This window comes from Sandaracinaceae bacterium (assembly GCA_020633055.1).
GTDB lineage: Bacteria > Myxococcota_A > Polyangia > Polyangiales > Houyiibacteriaceae > JADJJE01.
Genome location: JACKEJ010000007.1, coordinates 34391 through 55278 on the forward strand (window position 1 = coordinate 34391; position 20888 = coordinate 55278).

Genomic DNA, 20888 nt, shown 5'->3' on the forward strand with positions numbered 1-20888 from the left:
CGTGTCACGCGCTGCCGCGCTGGGCGCTGCGGTGTGCGCGGCTATCCTGGGGTCGGGCGCGCTCTCGTCGACCGCGGCCCGCTCCCAGACCTCCGTACCAGCCGCACCCAGTACCACGCTGGTGGAGCCCCGAGCATGTGCGGGCTGCCACGCCGAGGTGACGCGCGAGTGGCAGGAGTCGCTGCACGCCCAGTCGTTTCGCGACCCCATCTTCCTCGCCGAGTATCGGCCCCACCCCGTCGAGGACTGCGTGGCCTGCCACGCGCCCCTGGCCACGAACCTCGTCGCTCCGGGCGAGGTCGACACGCGCGAAGGCGTGGCATGCGTCGCGTGCCACGTCGATGCCGCGGGACACATCCTCGGAACGACGTGGGGAAGGCCAACTGGGAGCGTACCGGGCCGAACGACCGCGCGCGGAGACGACGCTCCACACCCGGTCCAGCGCAGCGCGGAGCTCGGCTCGGCTGCCGCCTGCGCGCGGTGTCACGAGTTCGGCTTCCCGCCCCCACGCGATAGGAGCATGGGCTACGACCCGACGGTCCTCCAGCAGGCGACGTTCACGGAGTGGCGAGGCTCACGCGCAGGTCGTCAAGGGCTCGCATGTGTGAGCTGCCACATGCCTCGGCGCGCCGATGGCCACGTCGACCACCGCATGCCCGGGGCGTCCGCCGAGCTGCTCGCCCGATCCGTCCGCGTCGACGTGCGCGCCACCCGCGAGCACGACGGAGTGGCTGTGCGCGTCACGCTCCGGACGCGGGACGTGGGGCACGCGCTGCCCACGGGCGACATCTTCCGGCGGCTCATCGTTCGGGCCGAGCTCGGCGCGGAGAGCATGTCCTCCGAGCTGCGACGTCATTTCGGTACGAGTCACGTCGGGGACGCGCTGGTCACCACGGAGATCGATGACACGCGCCTGATGCCGGGCCGGCCCCGTGTGGTCACGCTGCACCTACCACCCGTGCCCGACGTGCACGCCGTGCGGTGGAGCGTATCGCACGCGCGTCTCGATCTCGCGGTCGCGCGCGCTCGGGGCCTGCCGCTCGGCTCCGTTCAGACCGTGTTCCGTTCCGGAGAGGCGCCCGTGCGCTAGCAGTCCGCCTCGAACCGCAACGCAGCTCCATGCGGCGTCGTGATTCCCACGTCGAAGCGACACCGCGCATCCTCGGACGCCACGAGGCATTGGTGCGCGGCGGGTCCGAGCTGGCGTGGCGACGGTGTATCTTGGCGCTGTGCGATTCACCAGCGGCGAAGTGTTCGGTCCAAACGACGTCGACGCCGCGAGGGCCGCCCTCATGCAGGGCCTTGCCGCCGATGCGAGCCATGCCATCGGCGCGCACATGAGCATGCCCACTGCTCGCGAAGGAAACGCTTTCATGTCCCCACGCTCAGCCCCCCTGGTCCTGTTGAAGCCCCTGCGTTGGTTCGCGGTCGTCGCAGCTGCGCTGTGGCTGGGCTGCGGCGGCGCGAGCGGCAGCGTGGAAACCCGAGAGCAGTCGCGGCGGCGTGCGCAGCCGGATGAAGCTGAACCTACCAGCGAACACACCACGCGTGACGGGCAGGTCACCATCGCGCCGGAGGAAGCACCCGAGGCGTCGTGGCCGACCACCGCCACCAGCGTCCCGGCGCCCCGTCTCGTCAACCTCCAGACCCGTTATGGTCGCTTCTGCAGTGTCACGGACGACGGCGGGCTCTTCTGTGGTGTCGGAGCCGTGGGTGAGCGCGTCGAGACGCCGTCGCGGGTGCGGGACGTGCACTTCACCACCCACCACATCGTGATACGGACGGATACTGCGGTCCTCATCGCAGAGGATCCCGAGCAGGGCCCGCGCGCGGCGTTCGTCGAGCTTCCCGAGTTCGCTGGCGCGACGGCGTTGGGCGCGGGCTATGGCACCGTCTGTGCGGTGGTGGGTGGCCGAGTCCGCTGTCGTGCGCTGACCAGTGCCCAAGCCCTCGAGTCCCCTACGGTCGACGCGGTCGACCTCGCGCTGGTGGAAGACGGATCCAGCGAACGCGTGCTGTGCGCGCTGACCACGCGGGGCACGATCGAGTGCTCGGGGTGCACTCGGCGCTGGGCGGACCTCTACGCGGAGCCCGTCTCCCCACGAGAGGGTGCCTTTGGTATGCCGTGCACGGCCTCGACGCCGCTTCGACTCGAAGGCGTCACGCGCCTGGAGCAGCTGCGGCGCGGAGCGTTTGCCGCGACCACCGCCAACGAGGTCTACGTTCTCCCCAACTGGCGCCGCGAGCTCAGCTGCCACGCCGAGGGTTGCGCGTGCCGAGGGCGCCGCGGGGAGACCTGGGACTGCATGACGCTCGCCCACGCCGACGACTCGTACACCCTTCGAGACGTTCGAGTGCTGGGCGCAGAACACGCGCTGCTCGCCGACGGACGCCTGGTCCACGTCACGGACAGCCCCCGTTCGCCGTAGCAAAGGCGCACCCGCGGGGGGATGCCGCATTTCGCAGGGCGATCACACACGCCCAGGAACCGTCTCGGGAGGACGATGCGCTGCGGCGACCGGTGGGCGAGGACCAGGCCCCCGACTGGGTCAGCGTGCATGGCCAACGGTCGATCCTCGCCCGAACAGAGCCCCGAAGGCGCGCGCTAGGCGAGGTCATCGAGCCCGCACGCCGTGACCTCCTGCACGCGGCCGCTGCGATGCATCCGGCATCGGAACGCCCCGCTGGCTAGGGCTTGGCGAGGCGGCGAGGCCTGTCCTAGAGTCACCGCATGAACCATTCCCCTGTGCTCACTCCGTTCATCGACCGCTACGGCAAGCCCGAGGGCGGCGCGTGGTTGGCGGGCAAGGGCGCGTCGTCCGATCTCCTCGCCGTTGCGCGGTGCGCGTGCGACGCGGGATGGTTCCGCGTCGGTGGCTGGGAAGTCGCGGTCGGCAGCGAAGGCGACGCTCGCAAGCAGCTCGAGGTCGCGGGTGCCAAGGAAGCGAGTGAGCGGTACGCCCACGCCGCGATGATCGGCAACGACGCCGGCGCGCTGACCGCAGTGGTGCTGTGGAACGACGACCAGCCGGAGTGCGTCTACGTCCTCGACCCCGAGGTTCAGTCGGCGCAGGCGCAGGGGCCGCTGGCCGTCTGGATCGGCCGGCTTGCCTGCGGCACGAAGAGCAACGACGAAGACCGCGAGGCGGTGGGCGTCGGGACGGAACCCCTCGGTGGAAAGGCCCCGCCTCTGCCGTGCACCATCGTGCCCGAACCGTCGGTCGCCGACGCGCTGAAGGGCGGCGGTCACGTCGCCTTCGTCGAGCTCGGTGGTTGCCCCGTGTCGGTGCACAAGAAGGGCATCCGCGCGCTGGTTGCTGGTCAGAAGAAGAGCAAGGGGCTGGGGAAGGGCGCGCACATCGGCTTCGACGTGGCGGGCAACGCCGTCTTTCGAACGGAAGCCGCGTCGTCCAAAGAGGGCACGCTTGCGCGCGTCACCCTGCCGGCGCTCGACGTCACACAGGAAGCCGTCGACGGTTCATTGGGGGCGCCCTACGCGCTGAGCGAAGACTCCGTGCTGGTCCAGCTCGCGAAAGGTTGGCTCCGCGTCTACGCCATGAACGAGGAGAGCGACGCGCTCGTTCAGCGTGCCGAGCTGCACGCGGGCTCCGACGCGCCCTTCATCCAGTCGTCACGCACGGGCTATGTGACCCTGACCCAGCACAACAGGGCGGACACGGTGTTGCTGCGGTGGACGGGTGAGCGCTTGGAAGTCGTCGCCGCCTGGCCGGGCTCCGGTGGAAAGATCATCGACGTCGATGGCCAGCTGTACGGCAATCGACACACGCCAGAACGCAACTGGCACGACGTGCGAATGACGCTGCGCCGCTAGCAGGTGTCGTCCACACGAGGAACCGCCTCACGTGACGCGACGCGGTTGCGCTGACCGTGACGGAGCGTGCGCGCGCGAGGCGCGGAAGCGCTGTCGGTAGTCGGAGGGCGCTACGCCGAGGGCCCGGTGGAAGGCGCGCCGGAGGGACTCGTCCGCGCCGAACCCGCACGCGTGCGCGATGTTGGCCGTGGTCTCGTCCGTCTGCTCGAGCGCGGCACGCGCGGCGTCGAGGCGCACCTCGGCCACGAAGGCCGCCGGGGTCTGACCCGTCTGCTCGTGGAACACGCGTGCGAAGTGACGCGGGCTCATGCCCACCCGGCGGGCCATGGCGTCCACCGGGTGAGATGCGCCCGGGGTCGAGACAATGCTGGCCAGGAGCTTGCGGATGCGCTCCTCGGTGCCGGCGACGGGCAGACGCAACGACGCGCTGAACTGGGACTGGCCCCCAGGGCGGTGCAGGAAGACCACCATCAAGCGCGCCACCGCGAGCGCCACGCGAGGCCCCAGGTCGAGCCCGATCAGGTGCAGCGCCAGGTCGATGCCTGCCGTGACCCCGGCCGACGTGAACACCGTGTCATCGCTGGTGTAGATGGCGTCGGGGACCACCTCCGCGTCCGGGAAGCGCGCGCGCAACGCGTCGGTGTAGAGCCAGTGGCAGGTGCAGCGGCGGCCGCGCAGCAGGCCCAGCTCGCCCAGTACGAACGCGCCGCTGCACACGGAGACGGTGCGCCGGGCCTGCTGGGCGAGGGGGGTGAGCAGGTCGAGCGTCGGCTGCGGCGTGGGCGTGTCGGCCATCGGCAGGCTGCCGCCGATGACCAGCGTGTCGGCCGGCCGAGCGCGGCGCAGGGGCGTGGCGCAAAGGGTCAGGCCGGACGCGCTCTTCACCCGCGCGCTGCGCGCCACCAGCTCGAGCGCGTAGAAGGGCGGCTTGCCCGCGTCGATGCGCACGCGGTTGGCGGTGTCGAACGCCTCCATGGGGCCCACGATGTCGAGCGCTTGGGCCTGCTCGAGCGCCACGAACTGCACGCGGTGGAGCTGGTCGCGCTTTGGCAGAAAGTGTGGGGTGCGCGTCATTTACGACATGCTAGCGAGGGCCCAGGCTGAGCGCCATGACCGTCCAGCTCTACGCCATCCCATTCGCTTGCTCCCTCGCGGCCCACCTCGCGCTGCGCGAGGGTGGCATCCCCTTCGACATCACCTGGGTCTCGCGCGACCCGAACTCCGAGGGGCGTCGCGCGCTCGCCGCGGTCGAGCCCAAGGGCAAGGTGGCCGTGCTGGTCACGAGCGACGGCCGCGTCATCAGCGAGAACGCTGCCGTGCTGCACTACATCGAGCGCGTGGGGACGTGGGCCGACGCGCCGGACCTCGACGCGCAGCTCGCGCGCCTCGCGTGGCTCTCGTACATCGGTACGGAGCTGCACAAGCAGGTGCTGGCCACCCACTTCGACTTCGCCGCGCCGCAGGTCTCGAAGGCAGACGTCGTCGCGCGCCACCTGCCGCGCGTCCTGGCACACCTCGATGCGACGCTGGCCCGCACGCCCTTCCTGACGGGGCAGGGGCTCACGGTGGCCGACACGTACCTGTTCTGGGCGTTGGTGCTGGTGCCACAGCTGGGCGTCCGGCGCAGCGCGTACCCCGCCCTCGCGCGCTTCTGGGGTGCGCTGAACGAACGCCCCAGCGTCGTGCAGACCCTGGCCGCCGAGCGTGAGGCGTACGAGCGGACAAAGGACGACGCAGCTTCCTGAAAAGGGCGGCGCGCGTCCGGCCACCGCCCGCAGGGTCAGCGGGAGGGTCGTTCGGCACCTCGCGGCGCACTCCCTGTCCGGCGTGAGGCGCTGCTCGAACGCGAACGGCCGGCCACTGGGCCTCGGGCTGTCAGCGAGGAAGGGATGGCTCGGACGCGGGCTGCTAGCGCTCGGCGATGATGGCCTGCGCGAAGGCCTGTGCGGCGGGGCTGAGGGGGCGCCCCTTCTTGGAGACCAGGGCCAGGCGGCGGGTGACGTTGAGGCCTTGCACCTTGATCGCGCGGCCACTGGGCGCGCCCAGCTCGGAGATGAACGCCAGGCTGCCGGTGATCTCGACCATCTTCAGGATGGCGCCGATGCTCCGCAGCTCCATCATGACCTTCATGCTGACGCCGGCCTGGCGCAGGGCGGTGTCCACCAGGTCACGGATGGCGGTGCCGGCCTCGAAGCCGACCAGGCTCTGGTCTTCGAGCTGCGCCGCCGTGACGCGGCGCTTGTCGGCCAGTGGATGCCCCTGTCCGGCGACGAGCACAATGCGGTCCGTGCAGACCGGGCGCACGACCAGGTCTGCGTGACGAGGCGAGCCCGAGCCCAGGGTCACCAGCCCGAGCTCGAGCGACTCCCGTCGCACCGCGTCCTCCACGTCGCGTGAGCCCGCCTCCCAGACGTCAATGCGCACGTCGGGGTGGGCGCTACGGAACACGCCTATGGTCTTGGGAAGAACGTAGCTCACCGCGGTCGCGCCCCCGCCTACGCGCACGACTCCCGCCTCCAGGCGCACCCGCCGCTGCACCTCCTCCTTGAGCCGGTCATAGCGTCCGATGAGGGTGCGGCCCTCGGCCACCACCAGCCGCCCTACGTCGGTGAGCGCGATGCCGCGCCCGCTGCGTTCGATGAGCTCGGCACCGAACTCCTCCTCGAGTTGCTGCACCCGTCGGCTCAGGGCGGGCTGCGAGAGCCCCACGACCCGCGCCGCCTCACCGATCGCTCCGGTCTCCGCCACCGCCACGAGCGTCCGCATCCACGTCAGGTCCATGACCCATGCAAGATACCGATGCAATCCATGCAAAGAAACAAATTATCGCATGAATCGTTTGGCGCTATCCTGAGCATCAGGAGTTGAACATGAGCGCATACGAGAGTTATCTGGGGGAAATCGAAGACCGGAAGAAGCAGGGCCTCCACGCGAAGCCGATCGACGACGCGGGGCTCCTCGGCGAGGTCATCGCGCTGATCAAGGACCCGGCCAGCCCCCACCGCGAAGACGCCCTGCGCTTCTTCGTCTACAACACGCTTCCGGGCACTACCAGCGCAGCCGGTGTGAAAGCGGCCTTCCTCGAGGAGATCGTCCGCGGCCACGTGAGTGTCCCGGAGATCAGCAAGGCCGCTGCGCTCGAGCAGCTCGGTCACATGAAGGGCGGCCCCTCCATCAAGGTCCTCCTGGATCTAGCGCTCGGCGACGACGCGCAGATCGCGGAGGACGCAGGCGCGGTGCTCGAGACCCAGGTCTTCCTGTACGAGGCCGACACCGACCGCCTCAAGCAGGCGCTCGATGCCGGCAACCCCATCGCCCGCAGAGTCGTCGAGAGCTACGCCAAGGCCGAATTCTTCACCAAGCTCCCGGAGCTTCCCGAGACCATCGACGTGGTGAGCTACGTCGCTGGCGTGGGCGACATCTCGACGGACCTGCTGTCGCCCGGGAGCGAGGCCCACTCCCGCTCCGACCGTGAGCTGCACGGCAAGTGCATGATCGACGAGAAGGCGCAGCAGGAGCTCGTCGCCCTGCAGGCGCAGCACCCGGACAAGCGCGTGATGCTGGTCGCGGAGAAAGGCACCATGGGCGTGGGCTCGTCGCGCATGTCTGGCGTCAACAACGTGGCCCTGTGGGTCGGCAAGCAGGCCAGCGAGTACGTGCCGTTCATCAACATCGCGCCGGTCGTGGCAGGCACCAACGGCATCTCGCCCATCTTCCTGACCACGGTGGACGTCACTGGCGGCATCGGCCTCGACCTGAAGAACTGGGTCAAGCGGACCGACGCGGACGGCAACCTGGTGCGCGACGAGAACGGCGACCCCGTGCTCGAGCAGGCGTACTCCGTAGACACGGGCACCGTCTTCACCATCAACACGAAGACCAAGAAGCTCTATCAGGGCGACAAGGAGGTCATGGACGTCTCGCGCGCGTTCACGCCGCAGAAGATGGAGTTCATGCGCGCCGGCGGCTCCTACGCCATCGTCTTCGGCAAGAAGCTGCAGACCTTCGCCGCGCAGGCGCTCGGCGTCGCGCCGACGCCCGTGTTCGCCCCGTCGAAGGAGGTCTCCAACGAGGGGCAGGGCCTGACCGCGGTCGAGAAGATCTTCAACCGCAACGCCGTGGGCGCCACGCCCGGCAAGGTCCTGCACGCCGGCTCCGACGTCCGCGTGAAGGTGAACATCGTGGGTTCGCAGGACACCACCGGCCTGATGACGTCTCAGGAGCTGGAGATGATGGCGGCCACGGTCATCTCGCCGGTCGTCGACGGCGCGTACCAGTCCGGCTGTCACACCGCGTCGGTGTGGGACAAGAAGGCCCAGGCGAACATCCCGCGGCTGATGAAGTTCATGAACGACTTCGGTCTGATCACCGCGCGTGACCCGAAGGGCCAGTACCACGCCATGACCGACGTCATTCACAAGGTCCTCAACGACCTGACCGTGGATGACTGGGCCATCATCATCGGCGGTGACTCACACACCCGGATGTCCAAGGGCGTCGCGTTCGGTGCCGACTCCGGTACGGTCGCGCTGGCGCTGGCCACGGGCGAGGCGTCCATGCCGATCCCGCAGTCGGTCAAGGTGACCTTCAAGGGCGCCATGAAGCCCTACATGGACTTCCGCGACGTGGTGCACGCCACGCAGGCGCAGATGCTGAGCCAGTTCGGGGGGGACAACGTCTTCCAGGGCCGCGTCATCGAGGTGCACATCGGCACGCTGGCCTCCGACCAGGCTTTCACCTTCACCGACTGGACCGCCGAGATGAAGGCCAAGGCCTCCATCTGCATCTCCAACGACGAGACGCTGATCGAGTCGCTGGAGATCGCCAAGGGCCGCATCCAGATCATGATCGACAAGGGCATGGACAACGCGAACAAGGTCCTTCAGGGCCTCGTCGACCGCGCCAACAAGCGCATCGCCGAGATCCGCTCCGGCGAGAAGCCCGCTCTGGCACCGGACGCGAACGCCAAGTACTTCGCCGAGGTGGTGATCGATCTCGACCAGATCGACGAGCCCATGATTGCCGACCCCGACGTGAACAACGAGGACGTGTCCAAGCGCTACACCCACGACACCATCCGCGACCTGACCTACTACAAGGGCGAGAAGAAGGTCGACCTCGGCTTCGTGGGCTCCTGCATGGTGCACAAGGGCGACATGAAGATCCTCGCGCACATGCTGAAGAACCTGAAGGCTCAGAACGGTACCGTCGCGTTCAAGGCTCCGCTGGTGGTCGCGCCGCCCACCTACAACATCGTCGACGAGCTCAAGGCCGAAGGCGACTGGGAAGTGCTGCAGGAGTTCGCCGGCTTCGAGTTCGACGACTCCGCGCCCAAGAACACCGCCCGCACCAAGTACGACAACACGATGTACCTGGAGCGCCCCGGCTGCAATCTGTGCATGGGCAACCAGGAGAAGGCCGAGAAGGGTGACACCGTGATGGCGACGTCGACGCGCCTGTTCCAGGGCCGCGTGGTGGCCGACTCCCCCGAGAAGAAGGGCGAGTCTCTGCTGGCGTCCACGCCCGTCGTGGTGCTGTCGACCATCCTCGGCCGCACCCCGACCATCGACGAGTACAAGGCCGCCGTGTCGGGCATCACCCTGACGGACTTCGCACCGCCGACCGAGTCCATGACCGCCAAGGGCGACGACCTCGTCATGCTGCGCCGGAGCTGAGCGCGCAACGCTCCCGGCGCTGACCTGCTGGAGAGGGCCCGCTTCTTTGAGGCGGGCCCTCGTGCGTCGTGTGCCGGGTACCGACCACCCCCGCTTTCGCGGGGGCGACCGAGGTCTCTACCGTTCGCCTCAGCCCGAGCGCGCGGGGCCTCCGGTGCGTCAGGCCGGGTCGTTCTTGCGCAGGGTGCCCTTGACCACCTTGCCGCCCGCGTTGCGCGGCAGCTCGCTCAACACCACCAGCGCCTTGGGCTGCTTGAAGCGCGCGAGGTGCGCGTTCAGGTACGTCTGCAGCGTCTCGACGTCCAACGACGCCCCAGGACGCAGCACCACGGCGGCCACTGGGATCTCGCCCCACTTGGCGTCCGCGCGCCCGTACACGGCGGCGTCGAGGATGTCCGGGTGGGTCGCGAGCGCGTTCTCCACCTCGGCGCAGTAGATGTTCTCGCCGCCCGAGATGATCATGTCCTTCTTGCGGTCGACCACCCACACGTAACCCTCGTCGTCCTGACGCACGAGGTCGCCGGAGTGGAACCAGCCGCCCTCGAACGCGTCGGCGGTCTCCGCGGGCTTGCGCCAGTAGCCCTGCATCAGCGTCGGACCGCGGTAGATGATCTCGCCCACCTCGCCGCGCGACACGTCGTTCATGGCGTCGTCCACCACGCGGTACTGGATGGTGGGCACCGGTAGCCCCACCGAACCGATCTTGCGGGCGGAGTCGTCCCCGCGCAGCACGCAGGTGATGGGGGACATCTCGGTCTGCCCGAAGACCGCCACGTTCAGCGCGTTGGGGAAGGTCTCGCCCATCTTCTGCAGGAGCGTGAGCGACGCGGGCGCGGCACCCCAGCTGATGATGCGCAGCTTGCGCCCCTTGCTCGTGGCGTCCGGATGCGCGCACAGCGCCTTCCACTGCTCGGGCACGTTGAACGCGGTCGTCGCGCCCTCCTTCTCGTAGGCGTCCAAGAGCGCACCGGGGTCGAACCCGCCCAGCGGGTGAATCACTGTGCGAATCCCCAGCATGAGGTTCGGCGCCAGCGAGCCCCAGCCCGCGATGTGGAACAGGGGCGCGGTCATGAACGCCACGTCGTCTTCGCGGAACACGTTCATGGCGCGGATGCACGTGATGGACTGCGCCACCATGTTCCCGTGGTCCAGCATGGCCCCCTTGGGGCGGCCCGTGGTGCCGGACGTGTACATGATCAGGGCAGGGGTGTCCTCGGGCACGTCGGGGGCCTCGAACCCAGCGCTCCCCTCGGCCACCACGTCGTCGAACGCCTCCATACCGTCGGGCGCCTTGCCGAGCACGATCACCCGCTTGATGCGCGTGGTCAGCTGCTTCACCGCGCCCACGAGCGGGATCAGCGGCTCGTCCACGATGAGCACGTCACCGTCCGCGTCGTCGACGATGTACGCAATCTCAGGCGGCGCGAGGCGGATGTTCACGGGCACCGCCATGGCGCCCAACGTGTTGATCCCCAGCACGGCTTCGATCACCTCCGTGCGGTTGAGCACCAGCATCAGCACCCGGTCACCGAAGCCCACGCCCCGCCGCCCGAGCCCCGCCGCGAACGCCCGCGAGCGCTCGTGGGTCTGCTTCCACGTGGTAGGCACGTCGCGGTAGCGGAAGGCGACCTGCTCCGGGCGCATGCTCGCGTGGCCTGCCACGTGGTTCATCCAGTGGTTGCGTCGCTCGGCCTTCGGGATGATGGGGGCGTCGTGCGTCATTCGTGTGCTCCTCGGGGCCGCGCAGGTTGGGGTTGCGGCGCTTATTCACCCGGTGTCTAATACGCGAGGTCGGCGCCGCTGTCCACACGTGGTGGACGTGCGCGCTCGGCCGGGTCCGACGCCAACCCACGAGCAGCACCATGGACATGAGCGACAGCACGCGCCTCCGCCTGGAGCCCGCCGACGAGGGCATGCACCCCGTCGAGGAGGCCGTGAACTTCAACGAGAGTATGTACGTGAACGTGTTCGACCACGCGCAGCAGCTCGGGGGGTGGTTTCGCGTGGGCAACCGGCCCAACGAGGGGCACGCCGAGATGTCCTGCTGCGTGTACCTGCCGGATGGGCGTGTGGGCTTCATGCACCAGCGCCCGCCCATCTCGGACAACGCGGCGCTCGACCGCGCGGGCATGCGCTTCGAGGTGCTCGAGCCGTTCGCGCGGATGCGCGTGACCTACCGCGGCTCCCTGTGCGTGCTGGGCGACCCACAAGCCATGCGCGACCCGAAGCGCGCGTTCCGCGAGAATCCCGTGGTCGCTGCCGAGGTTCAGCTGGATCTCGAAGGGGTCTCCCCCATGTTCGGCGGGGAGCAGGTGGACGCCGACCGACAACCCGTGCAAGAGGCGCCCGAGGACGCGTTCGCGCGCGGCCACTACGAGCAGCACGTGCGCGGGCGCGGGCACTTCGTGGTCGGGACCGAACGCTTCACGGTGGACGGCCTCGGGCTGCGCGACCACTCGTGGGGCCCGCGCTACTGGCAGAACCTGCTCTGGTACCGCTGGCTCCCGATGAGCTTCACCGAGGACTTCGCGCTCAACGTGAGCGTCGTCACGCTGCGTACGGGGGCGCCCCGGGTGTGGGGCATGGTGCTCACGCGGGGTGCCGACGGCGAGAAGCGCTACGACCACGTCGTCTCCGGCTCGGTCGAGAGTGACTACGGCGACGGTCGGCAGGCGCTCGGGCAGCGGGTGCAGCTGCGCACCGCGAGCGGACGCGACTACGTGGTGGAGGGCCGCGCGCTCGCGTGCATTCCGCTCCGCAACCGTCGGAAGCAGGACGACGGCGTGTGGCTCGAGACGCGCATCACCGAGGCCATGACCCGCTACGTGTGCGACGGGCACGTGGGCTACGGCATGGCGGAGTACCTGGACCAGATGAACGGCGAGGAGCCCGCTGGGTATCCGCGCTGATGGTTGGCGAAGTCCAACAGGAAGCGCTGGGTGCGGCGGTGGCCATGCTCTGCCGCGACGCGCTTGGGCCCGACACCGAGGTGGTCGAGGTCAAGCGGCTGACCGCAGGCGCCTCGGCGACCACCCACCGCGTGAGGGTGCGCGTGGGCGCGAGTGGGACCGAGCGCGCCTTGATCCTGCGGCGTGCTGCCCCGGGCGACCCCTTCGGGGGACGCGTCGGGCCCGCGCTCGAGGCTGCTACTCAAGCTGCGGTGTTCGCCGCCGGAGGCCCCGTGGCGGAGGTGGTGGCGGCGTTCGAGGCGCACTCGGTGCTGGGCGACGGGTATCTCATGGGCTGCCTCGAGGGCGAGACCCTCGGGCCGCGCATCGTCCGTGATCCCGCGTTCGGCGCAGCGCGCGCGGCGCTCGTGGGGCAGTGCGCGCAGGCGCTCGCGTGTATCCACGACGTGTCCCCCGGGGACCTGCCGAGCCTGCCGGTGCGTGGCGCAGAGACGCAGCTGGACGAGCTGATGCGGCTCCACCGCAGCTTCGGGGAGCGCGCGCCCGTGCTCGAGGCGGCGTTCCGTGTGCTCCGCGACGACCGTCCCGAGACGTCCGAAGGGCCTTGCTTGGTCCACGGAGACTTTCGCGTCGGCAACCTCGTGGTCGGCCCCGCTGGCCTCGTCGGGGTGCTCGACTGGGAGCTCACACATCTGGGCGACCCCGTCGAGGACCTCGGGTGGCTGTGCGTCGCAGCGTGGCGCTTCGGCGGTGCGGGCGCAGTCGGAGGCGTGGGAGACCGCGGCGCGCTGCTGGCCGCCTACGAGCGCGCGAGCGGCCGCGCGGTGGACCCCACGGCGCTGCGCTACTGGGAGCTGTTCGGCAACCTCAAGTGGGCGATCATCTGTCAGTACCAGGCCTACGCGCACCTGCGCGGCGCGGCGCGCTCGGTGGAGCGCGCGGTCATCGGTCGGCGCGTGGCCGAGGTGGAGCGCGACGTGCTGCACCTGCTGCGCGGAGACCGCGAGGAGGTGACATGCCGCTGAATCGACCCAGCGCCGAGGAGCTCCTCGAGGCCGTGGAAGAGCACCTGCGCGACCAGCTGCTCCCGAAGCTGGACGGGGCGGAGCGCTTCTACCTCCGCGTGGCGCTGCGCGCGCTCGCCATCGCGCGTCGGGAGCTGCGTGAGGGGCCCGCGTTCGAGCGCGAGGAGGCGGCGCTGCTGGGGGCGCTCGTGGGCCAGCGCGGCGACGCGGGTGCGCTCAACACGGCGCTCGTGGACGCCATCGCGCGCGGTGAACTCGAGCCGCGGGACCCCGCGCTGCTGGACGCGCTCGAGGCGATCACCGCGGCCAAGCTGGCCATCGACGACCCCCAGGGGTCCTGATCCAAACGACCGTCGGACGGGCTAGGACCACCAAGACTCAGGCGCCCGAGCCCGCCGTGTTCCGCTCAGTTCGAGTCGGAGGCCGTGGTGCGCAGCACCTCTTCGATGGTGGTCATGCCCCCACGCACCTTGGCGAGGCCGGCCATGCGCAGCGACGTGATGCCGATACGGATCATCTCTTGCTTCAGCTCGGCCGTGGAGCAGCCCTGCAACACCAGCTCCTTGAGCTGGTCGCGGAAGGGCATGACCTCGTAGAGCGCCACGCGGCCCTTGTAGCCAGAGTCGCCGCACGTCGCGCAGCCGGTGCCCTTCATGAGCTTGAGGTTGCTCAGCTCGTCCTTCTTGAAGCCGACGTCCAGCATGGCCTGCTCGGTGTACGTCGTGGGCTGCTTGCAGTCCGCGCAGATGCGGCGCGCGAGGCGCTGCGCCACCACCAGGTTGACCGAGGCGGTGACGAGGAAGGGCTCGACGCCCATGTTGAGCAAGCGGGTGACGGTGCTGGGCGCGTCGTTGGTGTGCAGCGTGGAGAGCACCATGTGGCCCGTGAGAGCGGCCTTGATGGCGATCTCGGCCGTCTCGAAGTCACGAATCTCACCGACCATGATGATGTCCGGATCCTGGCGCAGGAAGCTGCGCAGCGCCGCGGCGAAGTTCAGGCCGATGTCGTCGTGCATGTTGACCTGGTTGATGCCGGCCAGGTTGAACTCGACGGGATCCTCGGCGGTGCTGATGTTCGTGTCGATCGTGTTCAGCTCGGAGAGCGCGGAGTACAGCGTGGTGGTCTTTCCGGAACCCGTCGGCCCCGTGACCAGCACCATGCCGTATGGACGGTGGATGTTCTCCTTGAAGTCCGACAGGGGCCCCTCGTCGAAGCCCAGCTTGGTCATGTCCAGCTGAAGGTTGGACTTGTCCAAGAGTCGCATGACGATCTTCTCGCCGAAGAGCGTCGGGAGGACGGACACGCGGAAGTCCATCTCGCGCCCCTTGCCCATCTTCAGCTTGATGCGGCCGTCCTGCGGCAGCCGGCGCTCGGCGATGTCCAGCGAGGACATGATCTTGATACGCGACGAGATGGCGTTCTTCATCTTCAGCGGCGGACGCATCTCCTCGCTGAGCACGCCGTCGATGCGGTAGCGCACCCGCAGGCTCTTCTCGTAGGGCTCGATGTGGATGTCGGACGCGCCCTTCTTGATGGCGTTGAGCAGGATGGCGTTGCACAGGCGCACGACCGGCGCGTCCCCCGACGCCCGCTCGAGGTCCATGATGTTGACGTCTTCTTCGGTGCCGGTGAAGTCGATGTCGTCTTCATCGAACCCGTCCATGATGTCGTCGTAGGAGATCTCGGGCGGGGCGTTGCCTTGCTCGAGCTTCGCGAGGATGGCGGCTTCGGACGCCACGACGGGCTCGACGTTGTAGCCCGTGAGGAACTTGATGTCGTCGATGGCGTGCAGGTTGGACGGGTCCACCATGGCCACGATCAGCGCCGACCCGGCGCGCGACACCGGCACGACCTTGTGGCGCATGCACACGTCGTGGGAGATGAGCTTCATCACGTCCGGGTCGATCTCGTAGTTGCTGAGGTCGATGGACTGCACCCGGTATTGCGCGCTGAGGAACTCGGTGATCTCGTCGTCCGAGATGACGCCCTGCCGAGCGAGCGCGTAGCCCAGGCTGACCTTGTCCCGCCGCTGAGTCTCCTGTGCTGTGCGCAGCTGCTCGAGGCTGATGCGCTTTTCACGTACGAGAAGCTCTCCGAGGCGATTGCTCATGGACCACTGACTCCGAATCCGGGGGGAAGGCGCCGCCACCCAATGACGGCAGGACTGGAGAAGAATACCCTAAACGGTCAGCTAGACGGAGCAATCTCCGTGGAGGGGTCGCTGGCCTCGCGCGTCGCTGGCTTGGCGTTTCGGGGATACGCCCAGATCGCTGGCGTTCGGAGCAGGCTCAGCGAACGCAGCGGACGCGTGCGGCGACCGATTCGTTCTGTGGAAACGAGGTGCCGGCCGAGAACGAGACCGTCCAGCCGAGCCCCGAGACCGGCGCGTAGGGCGTACGGGTCCAGTAGTAGGCGCTCGGCGTAGAGGGAAAGCCTCGCGAGTCGATCGTCGGGCCGCCGCGGGTGGGGTCGACGATCGAGAGCAGCTCGTGGAGAGACGGGAGTCGCCAATCTTCGTGGCCGCCGAGCGCGAGTCCGTCGCAGTACGCGTTCGCGGCCGCCTGATCGTAGCTCGCCTCTGGTGGAGTCTGCTGCCACGTCAACGCGGTGACCGTGTCGGTGGTGGTGTCCGTGTCGACGACATATCGGCCATCGGGGGCGAGCGCGGCCGCGCGCGTTCCGAAGAGCGCGACGGTCGCCAGCCCGACGAAGGCGACGGCGAGGAGCAAGCGAGGCATTTGGGGTCTCGTGTTCATGGGGTCCGTGCTTCCTCAGCGCACACAGCGCGCGCTCTTGGCGGAAGTATCGGCCGCGATCTCGGTGCGGCCGTTGAACGAGGTGAGGCTGAAGCCCTGGTCGAAGCCCGGGACGTAGGGGGTGCGGCTCCAGTAGCTGGTGCCGATGGGCTGCGGGAAGGCGCTCGTGTCGATCGCGGGATTCGCCCTGGTCGGGTCCACGAGCGACTCGAGCTCGCTCTTCTCGGGGAGCCGGAAGCCTCCTCCCGCGATGGACAGCCCCTGGCATCGAACCACGGCCTCGGCCTGTGTGTAGGTGCCCGAGGGGGGCAGACGCTCCCACTCGAGGCTCGTGACCAGGTCGAGCACGGTGTCGTCGGCCGTCCCCAGCACGCCATCGCTGCCGCTGCGCACCTCGAAGCGTCCGCTCCTCGTGAGCGCGTCATCCGTCACGTCCCACGTAGGGAGCTGACCCTGGCACACGTAGGTCGGCACCCGCGGCACGCATTCGAACGAGTACGGCGTGCTCGTGGCCGGCCACGTCCCCGCGCAGACGGTCGCGCCGTCGCAGGGGTCGAGCGCGCAGGTCATGCCATCCCCCACATAGCCTGCCTCACAGATGCACTCCGCGGCCGCCCCTACCTGGTTGACGCACGTCGCGTGGAGATCACAGCCCGCCGTGCCGTCCGTGCACTCGTCGATGTCGGCGCACGTGGGCGCCGCACCGACGCGGTTGGTGCACGCGTAGAAGGCGGCGCTCCCGCACCCGCCGTTGTCGCTCGCGCACTCGTCGACGTCTACGCAGCCGGTGACGCCGGAGCCGGAGTACCCCTCCGGACAGGGGCCGCAGTCGACGGTGCCTCCGCCCATGGAGCACGCCACGAGCGGGTCGCACCCCCCGTTGTCGACGGCGCACGACGTCCCCAGCTCGAAGCTCGGGCCCTGGTCCATCGTCGAGTCGGGGCCTTGGTCGACTCCAATCCCGGGACCAGGGTCTGACCCGCAGCCGCCGAGGAGCGCGGCGAGGGCGAAGCAACTGGCGGCAGCGGTGACGAGCACCCTGTCGGGGAGTACGAGTGGCGAGGGGGGACGACTGTGCACACCCGGAGGCTAGGAGGGCCGCACCGCGCCGGTATTGAACGAATCGAAAGGACGGTCACGCCTCCCGGGGGCTCAGGCGAGGTTGTTGTGCACCTCACGCACCGCTTCCGTCGCGACGCGCTCCAGGAACGCGGTCGGGGTCGCGCCGCACAACGCGCGGAACTCTCGGATGAAGTGCGACTGATCCGCGAACCCGTGGATCCGCGACAGATACTCGAGGTCGGGGGTGTCGAAGAAGGACTCGAGCACCTGCTCCATGCGACGCACGCGAAGGAACCGCTTCGGAGGGAGCCCGACGTTCGCGTGGAAGGCGTTTCGGAGCGCCACGGTCGAGACGCTGAGCGCCGCAGCGAGCGCGGAGACGACGAGGTCCCGAGGCCCCTCCTCGATCAACGTCATCGCCCTCCCGAATAGCTCGGTCCCTCTGGGCGTCAGGGGTCCGCGCGCGATCAGCGCTTCGAGCACTGCGGTCGCGCGCAGGACGAGCGCCTCCTCCTCCTCCTCCTCCTCCTCCTCCTCCTCCTGCTCTCCCACCTCGGGGGCCTTCCGGTCGTCGCCAACCAAGTGCTCCGAGAGATCGCGCGTCGCGTCGACGAGCGTCGCACCGCCGAGGAGCCGGGGCAGTGCGCCCGGGCGCAGCCGAACGGCCACGCCGCGCACGCGCACCGGGGCGTCCGCGAAATAGGTCGGCCGCGTCATCGGACCAACCGCCATCAGGCGGTAGCCTGGGAGCCGCTCGCCGCCTTCGAGCTGCATGTCGAAGACGTCACCAGCCTGAAGCATGAGGAAGCCGTTGGTCCACGCGGGGATGGGAGGAGCTTCCCGCGGCACGTCGACGGCTTGGACGAAGATACGATCCGCGTAGGCGGCGACCGAATGGGGAGGGGGTCGTTGTGAGCTCTGCATCGTCGAGAACCGCGCCGCCCGCGCCCAGAGGAGGTCACACGCGCGAGCGCACGCCCGGTACGGCGGAGGGAGTGTCGAGAACGCGGCCCCGAATCGCAAGGATGCCGGTCGAGAGCGTTTCCTCCGGCGGGCGCAGGCGCGCGGGGCAGTTCTGCTAGGATTCGCTCCCATGAGCTTCTTGCGAAGGGTCTTCGATGCGACCTACCGCCGCGCCCGCCGGGCGGAAGGGCGAGGCGAGTACCGGGAGGCGGCCGAGCTCTACGCCGAGGCAGGGGCGGACGAGGAGGCCGGGGAGGCGTGGCTGTTCCATGCGGCGCGCCAGCAGGAGGTGGAGGCGCGCGTCGCGGCGTATCGTGACGCGCTGCGGTGGTTCCCGGCTGGCACCGAGCGAGCGCGCGAGATCGCGGGACACATGGGGATGGCGCGCCTCGAAGACGCGCAGCGGCGTGGCGTCCACACGGCCGAGGACCGCCAGCGCCTGGAGCAGGCGGCCGCCCACCTGGAGGAGGCCCAGCGCCCGGCCTACGCCGCGACCGCGTTCGAGCTGCTGGGCTACCGCGACGACGCCATCCGGTGCCTCGAGGCGGCGGGCGAGATCGAGCGGCTGGAGGCGCTGCTGGAGACCGCGGCGCGCGAGGGGCAGGCCGAGCGGGAGCGGCGCGCGGCGGTGCGCGACTACGAAGTGGCGATGGTCGTCGGACAACGACGCGAGGCCATGCGCGCGCTCCAGCGCGGCGTGGCGGCCGCGCGGACAGGGCAGGGCGACGTCGCGGACACCGCCGCGGACGCGGAGGTCCGGGACCTGGTCCGGCGCCTGGAAGCGCGACGTACCGCCCCCACGCGCTGCGCGCTGCGTGTCGCGAACACGGCGGTGAGCCTGCTCGGCGCGCTCCCCGTGACCATCGGTCGCGAAGGGGACGTGACGGTGCGGGGCACGGGCGTGTCCCGCGCGCACTGCCGCCTCAGCCTCGACGCGCGCGGCGTGGTGCTGGAGGACCTCGGCAGTCGCAACGGCACGTTGGTCAGCGGCGTCCCGCTGGGCGCGCCCCTCTCGCTCTCGGGCCCGAGCGACGCAGGGCTGGGCGACGACGTACGGGTGCGCGTCGAGCCAGGGGCAGCGCACGTCGTCGTGCGCGTGCTGTCTGGGCTGGACGCTGGGACTGCGGCCCTCGCAGGGGTGGGCGCCCTCGAACTCCCTGGCGTGGCGGCGAGCGTGACCTTCGAGGAGGGCTATCCCGTGCTGCGCGGCGCACCGGGGGGCCAAGTTCTGCTGGACGGACAGCGCTGCGTGGCGCCCGTCGACCTGCTCGTCGGCGATCGGCTCTCCATCGACGGCGTGCCCGTCGAGGTGGTGTCGTGAGCTTCTGGCAGCGTGTGCGCCAAGCGCTGCGTGGCGAAGGCGTCGGGGATGAACCGCCTGCGGGCGCGGAGCCGTCCGGTCCACAGGCGGAAGTCGAGGCCGGCGGCGGGTACGCTGCCCATCACGCCGCGGCGCAACCTGCGTCCAGCGGCGCGGGCACGCGCCCTGGACGGGCGGGGGCGGTCGTCCCGGCCGGGCCCGAGGACGTCCTGCGGGGCATGAACAACCATCCGGCTTCGTTCGACGAGGGGGCCGCCGTCACCGCGCTCGAGCGGCTCGAGGCGGAGGGGCGCGCAGGCAGCGCGCTCAGCCTCGCCGCGGCGCTGCTGCTCCACGGCGTCCAGGCGCCCCGGCTGCGCCTCGCCATGGCGGAGGTCTACTGCGCGCGCGCACAGGACGCCGAGGCGCTGGACGTCCTCGCGCCCCTCGTGTCGGACGCGTCGTTCGACGCGCTGGCAGCGCAGCTCACCGCCGAGATCCACGAGCGTCGTGGTCGGAACGCGGAGGCGCGGCAGCTCTACGAGGCCATCCTCGCCCGTGACGTGGGTCACGCCCGCGCGTCATCCAAGCTGGAGCGCCTCGTCGAGCGCGAGCGGGCGGCGGCTACGGGAGGGGCCACGCTCGCGGCGGAGGGAGCTCTCTCGCAGGGGCGCTACCGTATCGAGCAGGAGCTCGGGCGGGGCGGCGCCGGCACGGTGTTCCTCGCGCGTGACACGCGCCTCGACCGTCGCGTCGCGCTCAAGGTCTATCACCGGCAGGGGCGCGCCGAGTGGGAGCGCCTCCTGGTGGAGGTGCGCACCCCCGCACGCATCGAGCACCCGCTCGTCTGTCGCGTCTTGGACCTCGACGCCCAGCTGTTCGCCGTCGCGCTCGAGTACCTCCCCTCGGGCTCGGTCCGCACGCTGATCGACCGCGGCGGCTACGACCTGCCGCGCGCGCTCGCGCTGCTGCACAGCGCGGCGGTGGGGCTCGCTGCGGTGCACGCCGCGGGGTTCGTGCACCGCGACGTGAAGCCCAGCAACCTGCTCCTGCGGGACGACGGGCGCGTCGTCCTCACCGACTTCGGAATCGCGCTGCCCATCGGCGCTGCGCCCAGCGGGGCGGCCGCGGAGGGCACTCGGCAGTACATGCCGCCCGAGCAGCTCGCGGCTGCGCCCGCGCAGCCTGCGGCGGACGTGTTCGCGTGGGGGCGGGCCGCGGCGGAGCTGCTCGCGCCCGCGCAAGGGAGCGTGCCCAAGCCGCTCGCGTCCCTCCTCGCGGCCACGCTGCGCGAGAGCCCTGCGGCGCGACCGTCACTGGCGCAGGTGATGGCCGGACTCGAGGACGCCTTGCCCCGGGGGTGAGT

Annotated in this window: 17 protein-coding genes; 10 read left to right on the forward strand and 7 right to left on the reverse strand. The window is 69.9% G+C overall.

The genetic code is table 11. From position 1 onward, the window contains the following. Position 1: 1 nt before the first annotated feature. The 3 genes from H6726_13685 (at position 2) to H6726_13695 (ending at position 3832) form a co-directional block, all read left to right on the forward strand. Positions 2-1090, forward strand: coding sequence for a hypothetical protein (locus H6726_13685; protein MCB9658696.1), 1089 nt, complete (start codon positions 2-4; stop codon positions 1088-1090). A gap of 283 nt (positions 1091-1373) precedes the next feature. Next, positions 1374-2429, forward strand: coding sequence for a hypothetical protein (locus H6726_13690; protein MCB9658697.1), 1056 nt, complete (start codon positions 1374-1376; stop codon positions 2427-2429). Positions 2430-2731: 302 nt separating this feature from the next. Further along, entirely contained in the window at positions 2732-3832 is a 1101-nt protein-coding gene (locus H6726_13695; protein ID MCB9658698.1) for a hypothetical protein, read from the forward strand. A 27-nt stretch (positions 3833-3859) separates the two neighbouring features. Here the strand turns inward: H6726_13695 and H6726_13700 are convergent, their stop codons facing one another. Beyond that, on the reverse strand, positions 3860-4906 hold the full coding sequence (locus tag H6726_13700) for a helix-turn-helix domain-containing protein (GenBank protein MCB9658699.1): 1047 nt from the start codon (positions 4904-4906) through the stop codon (positions 3860-3862). A gap of 35 nt (positions 4907-4941) precedes the next feature. Here H6726_13700 and H6726_13705 point away from each other — a divergent pair, with 35 nt between their 5' ends. Then, positions 4942-5577, forward strand: a complete 636-nt coding sequence (locus tag H6726_13705) for a glutathione S-transferase family protein (protein ID MCB9658700.1) — start codon at positions 4942-4944, stop codon at positions 5575-5577. A 163-nt stretch (positions 5578-5740) separates the two neighbouring features. Here H6726_13705 and H6726_13710 read toward each other — a convergent pair whose 3' ends face one another. Next, the gene (locus H6726_13710) at positions 5741-6613 is read right to left on the reverse strand and encodes a LysR family transcriptional regulator (GenBank protein MCB9658701.1); all 873 of its coding nucleotides are present in this window, start codon (positions 6611-6613) and stop codon (positions 5741-5743) included. An 89-nt stretch (positions 6614-6702) separates the two neighbouring features. On the opposite strand from H6726_13710, the gene H6726_13715 reads away from it, so the two are divergent. After that, positions 6703-9507, forward strand: coding sequence for a bifunctional aconitate hydratase 2/2-methylisocitrate dehydratase (locus H6726_13715; GenBank protein MCB9658702.1), 2805 nt, complete (start codon positions 6703-6705; stop codon positions 9505-9507). Between the two features lie 159 nt (positions 9508-9666). On the opposite strand, the gene H6726_13720 is transcribed toward H6726_13715, so the two are convergent. After that, entirely contained in the window at positions 9667-11229 is a 1563-nt protein-coding gene (locus tag H6726_13720; protein MCB9658703.1) for a long-chain-fatty-acid--CoA ligase, read from the reverse strand. A gap of 140 nt (positions 11230-11369) precedes the next feature. On the opposite strand from H6726_13720, the gene H6726_13725 reads away from it, so the two are divergent. From H6726_13725 to H6726_13735, 3 genes are read left to right on the forward strand one after another with little or no spacing between them, the layout of a single operon-like run. Then, a complete protein-coding gene (locus H6726_13725) occupies positions 11370-12416 on the forward strand; it encodes a hypothetical protein (protein MCB9658704.1) in 1047 nt (348 codons plus the stop codon). Then, complete coding sequence (locus H6726_13730; GenBank protein MCB9658705.1) at positions 12416-13441, forward strand: phosphotransferase family protein; 1026 nt, start codon at positions 12416-12418, stop codon at positions 13439-13441. Before H6726_13725 ends, H6726_13730 begins: the two co-directional genes overlap by 1 nt. Further along, positions 13432-13782 carry a hypothetical protein gene (locus H6726_13735; protein MCB9658706.1) on the forward strand — a complete coding sequence of 117 codons (351 nt, stop codon included), beginning with the start codon at positions 13432-13434 and terminating at the stop codon, positions 13780-13782. The genes H6726_13730 and H6726_13735 overlap by 10 nt, the downstream gene beginning before the upstream one ends. Positions 13783-13847: 65 nt before the next feature. Here H6726_13735 and pilB read toward each other — a convergent pair whose 3' ends face one another. The 4 genes from pilB to H6726_13755 form a co-directional block, all read right to left on the reverse strand. Beyond that, on the reverse strand, positions 13848-15551 hold the full coding sequence (gene pilB / locus H6726_13740) for a type IV-A pilus assembly ATPase PilB (GenBank protein ID MCB9658707.1): 1704 nt from the start codon (positions 15549-15551) through the stop codon (positions 13848-13850). Positions 15552-15729: 178 nt separating this feature from the next. Next, the gene (locus H6726_13745; protein ID MCB9658708.1) at positions 15730-16179 is read right to left on the reverse strand and encodes a DUF1566 domain-containing protein; all 450 of its coding nucleotides are present in this window, start codon (positions 16177-16179) and stop codon (positions 15730-15732) included. A 33-nt stretch (positions 16180-16212) separates the two neighbouring features. Further along, positions 16213-17235 (reverse strand): DUF1566 domain-containing protein, encoded by a 1023-nt coding sequence (locus H6726_13750; GenBank protein ID MCB9658709.1) that lies wholly within the window; start codon positions 17233-17235, stop codon positions 16213-16215. A gap of 114 nt (positions 17236-17349) precedes the next feature. Then, positions 17350-18183: an AraC family transcriptional regulator gene (locus H6726_13755; protein MCB9658710.1), complete on the reverse strand. Its 834-nt coding sequence runs from the start codon at positions 18181-18183 to the stop codon at positions 17350-17352. A gap of 169 nt (positions 18184-18352) precedes the next feature. Between H6726_13755 and H6726_13760 the strand changes: the two genes are divergently transcribed. Both H6726_13760 and H6726_13765 read left to right on the forward strand, forming a co-directional pair. After that, positions 18353-19543, forward strand: coding sequence for an FHA domain-containing protein (locus H6726_13760; GenBank protein MCB9658711.1), 1191 nt, complete (start codon positions 18353-18355; stop codon positions 19541-19543). Beyond that, positions 19540-20886 carry a protein kinase gene (locus tag H6726_13765; GenBank protein ID MCB9658712.1) on the forward strand — a complete coding sequence of 449 codons (1347 nt, stop codon included), beginning with the start codon at positions 19540-19542 and terminating at the stop codon, positions 20884-20886. The genes H6726_13760 and H6726_13765 overlap by 4 nt, the downstream gene beginning before the upstream one ends. The last annotated feature ends 2 nt before the right edge of the window (positions 20887-20888 follow it).

What these genes read in the sequence shown, in the direction of transcription:
- H6726_13755 (MCB9658710.1), bottom strand. Translation starts at nt 18,183, where the DNA reads ATGCAGAGCTCACAACGACCCCCTCCCCATTCGGTCGCCGCCTACGCG.
- H6726_13720 (MCB9658703.1), bottom strand. Translation starts at nt 11,229, where the DNA reads ATGACGCACGACGCCCCCATCATCCCGAAGGCCGAGCGACGCAACCAC.
- H6726_13730 (MCB9658705.1), top strand. Translation starts at nt 12,416, where the DNA reads ATGGTTGGCGAAGTCCAACAGGAAGCGCTGGGTGCGGCGGTGGCCATG.
- H6726_13725 (MCB9658704.1), top strand. Translation starts at nt 11,370, where the DNA reads ATGGACATGAGCGACAGCACGCGCCTCCGCCTGGAGCCCGCCGACGAG.
- pilB (MCB9658707.1), bottom strand. Translation starts at nt 15,551, where the DNA reads ATGAGCAATCGCCTCGGAGAGCTTCTCGTACGTGAAAAGCGCATCAGC.
- H6726_13760 (MCB9658711.1), top strand. Translation starts at nt 18,353, where the DNA reads ATGAGCTTCTTGCGAAGGGTCTTCGATGCGACCTACCGCCGCGCCCGC.
- H6726_13690 (MCB9658697.1), top strand. Translation starts at nt 1,374, where the DNA reads ATGTCCCCACGCTCAGCCCCCCTGGTCCTGTTGAAGCCCCTGCGTTGG.
- H6726_13710 (MCB9658701.1), bottom strand. Translation starts at nt 6,613, where the DNA reads ATGGACCTGACGTGGATGCGGACGCTCGTGGCGGTGGCGGAGACCGGA.
- H6726_13745 (MCB9658708.1), bottom strand. Translation starts at nt 16,179, where the DNA reads ATGCCTCGCTTGCTCCTCGCCGTCGCCTTCGTCGGGCTGGCGACCGTC.
- H6726_13715 (MCB9658702.1), top strand. Translation starts at nt 6,703, where the DNA reads ATGAGCGCATACGAGAGTTATCTGGGGGAAATCGAAGACCGGAAGAAG.
- H6726_13705 (MCB9658700.1), top strand. Translation starts at nt 4,942, where the DNA reads ATGACCGTCCAGCTCTACGCCATCCCATTCGCTTGCTCCCTCGCGGCC.
- H6726_13700 (MCB9658699.1), bottom strand. Translation starts at nt 4,906, where the DNA reads ATGACGCGCACCCCACACTTTCTGCCAAAGCGCGACCAGCTCCACCGC.
- H6726_13735 (MCB9658706.1), top strand. Translation starts at nt 13,432, where the DNA reads ATGCCGCTGAATCGACCCAGCGCCGAGGAGCTCCTCGAGGCCGTGGAA.
- H6726_13695 (MCB9658698.1), top strand. Translation starts at nt 2,732, where the DNA reads ATGAACCATTCCCCTGTGCTCACTCCGTTCATCGACCGCTACGGCAAG.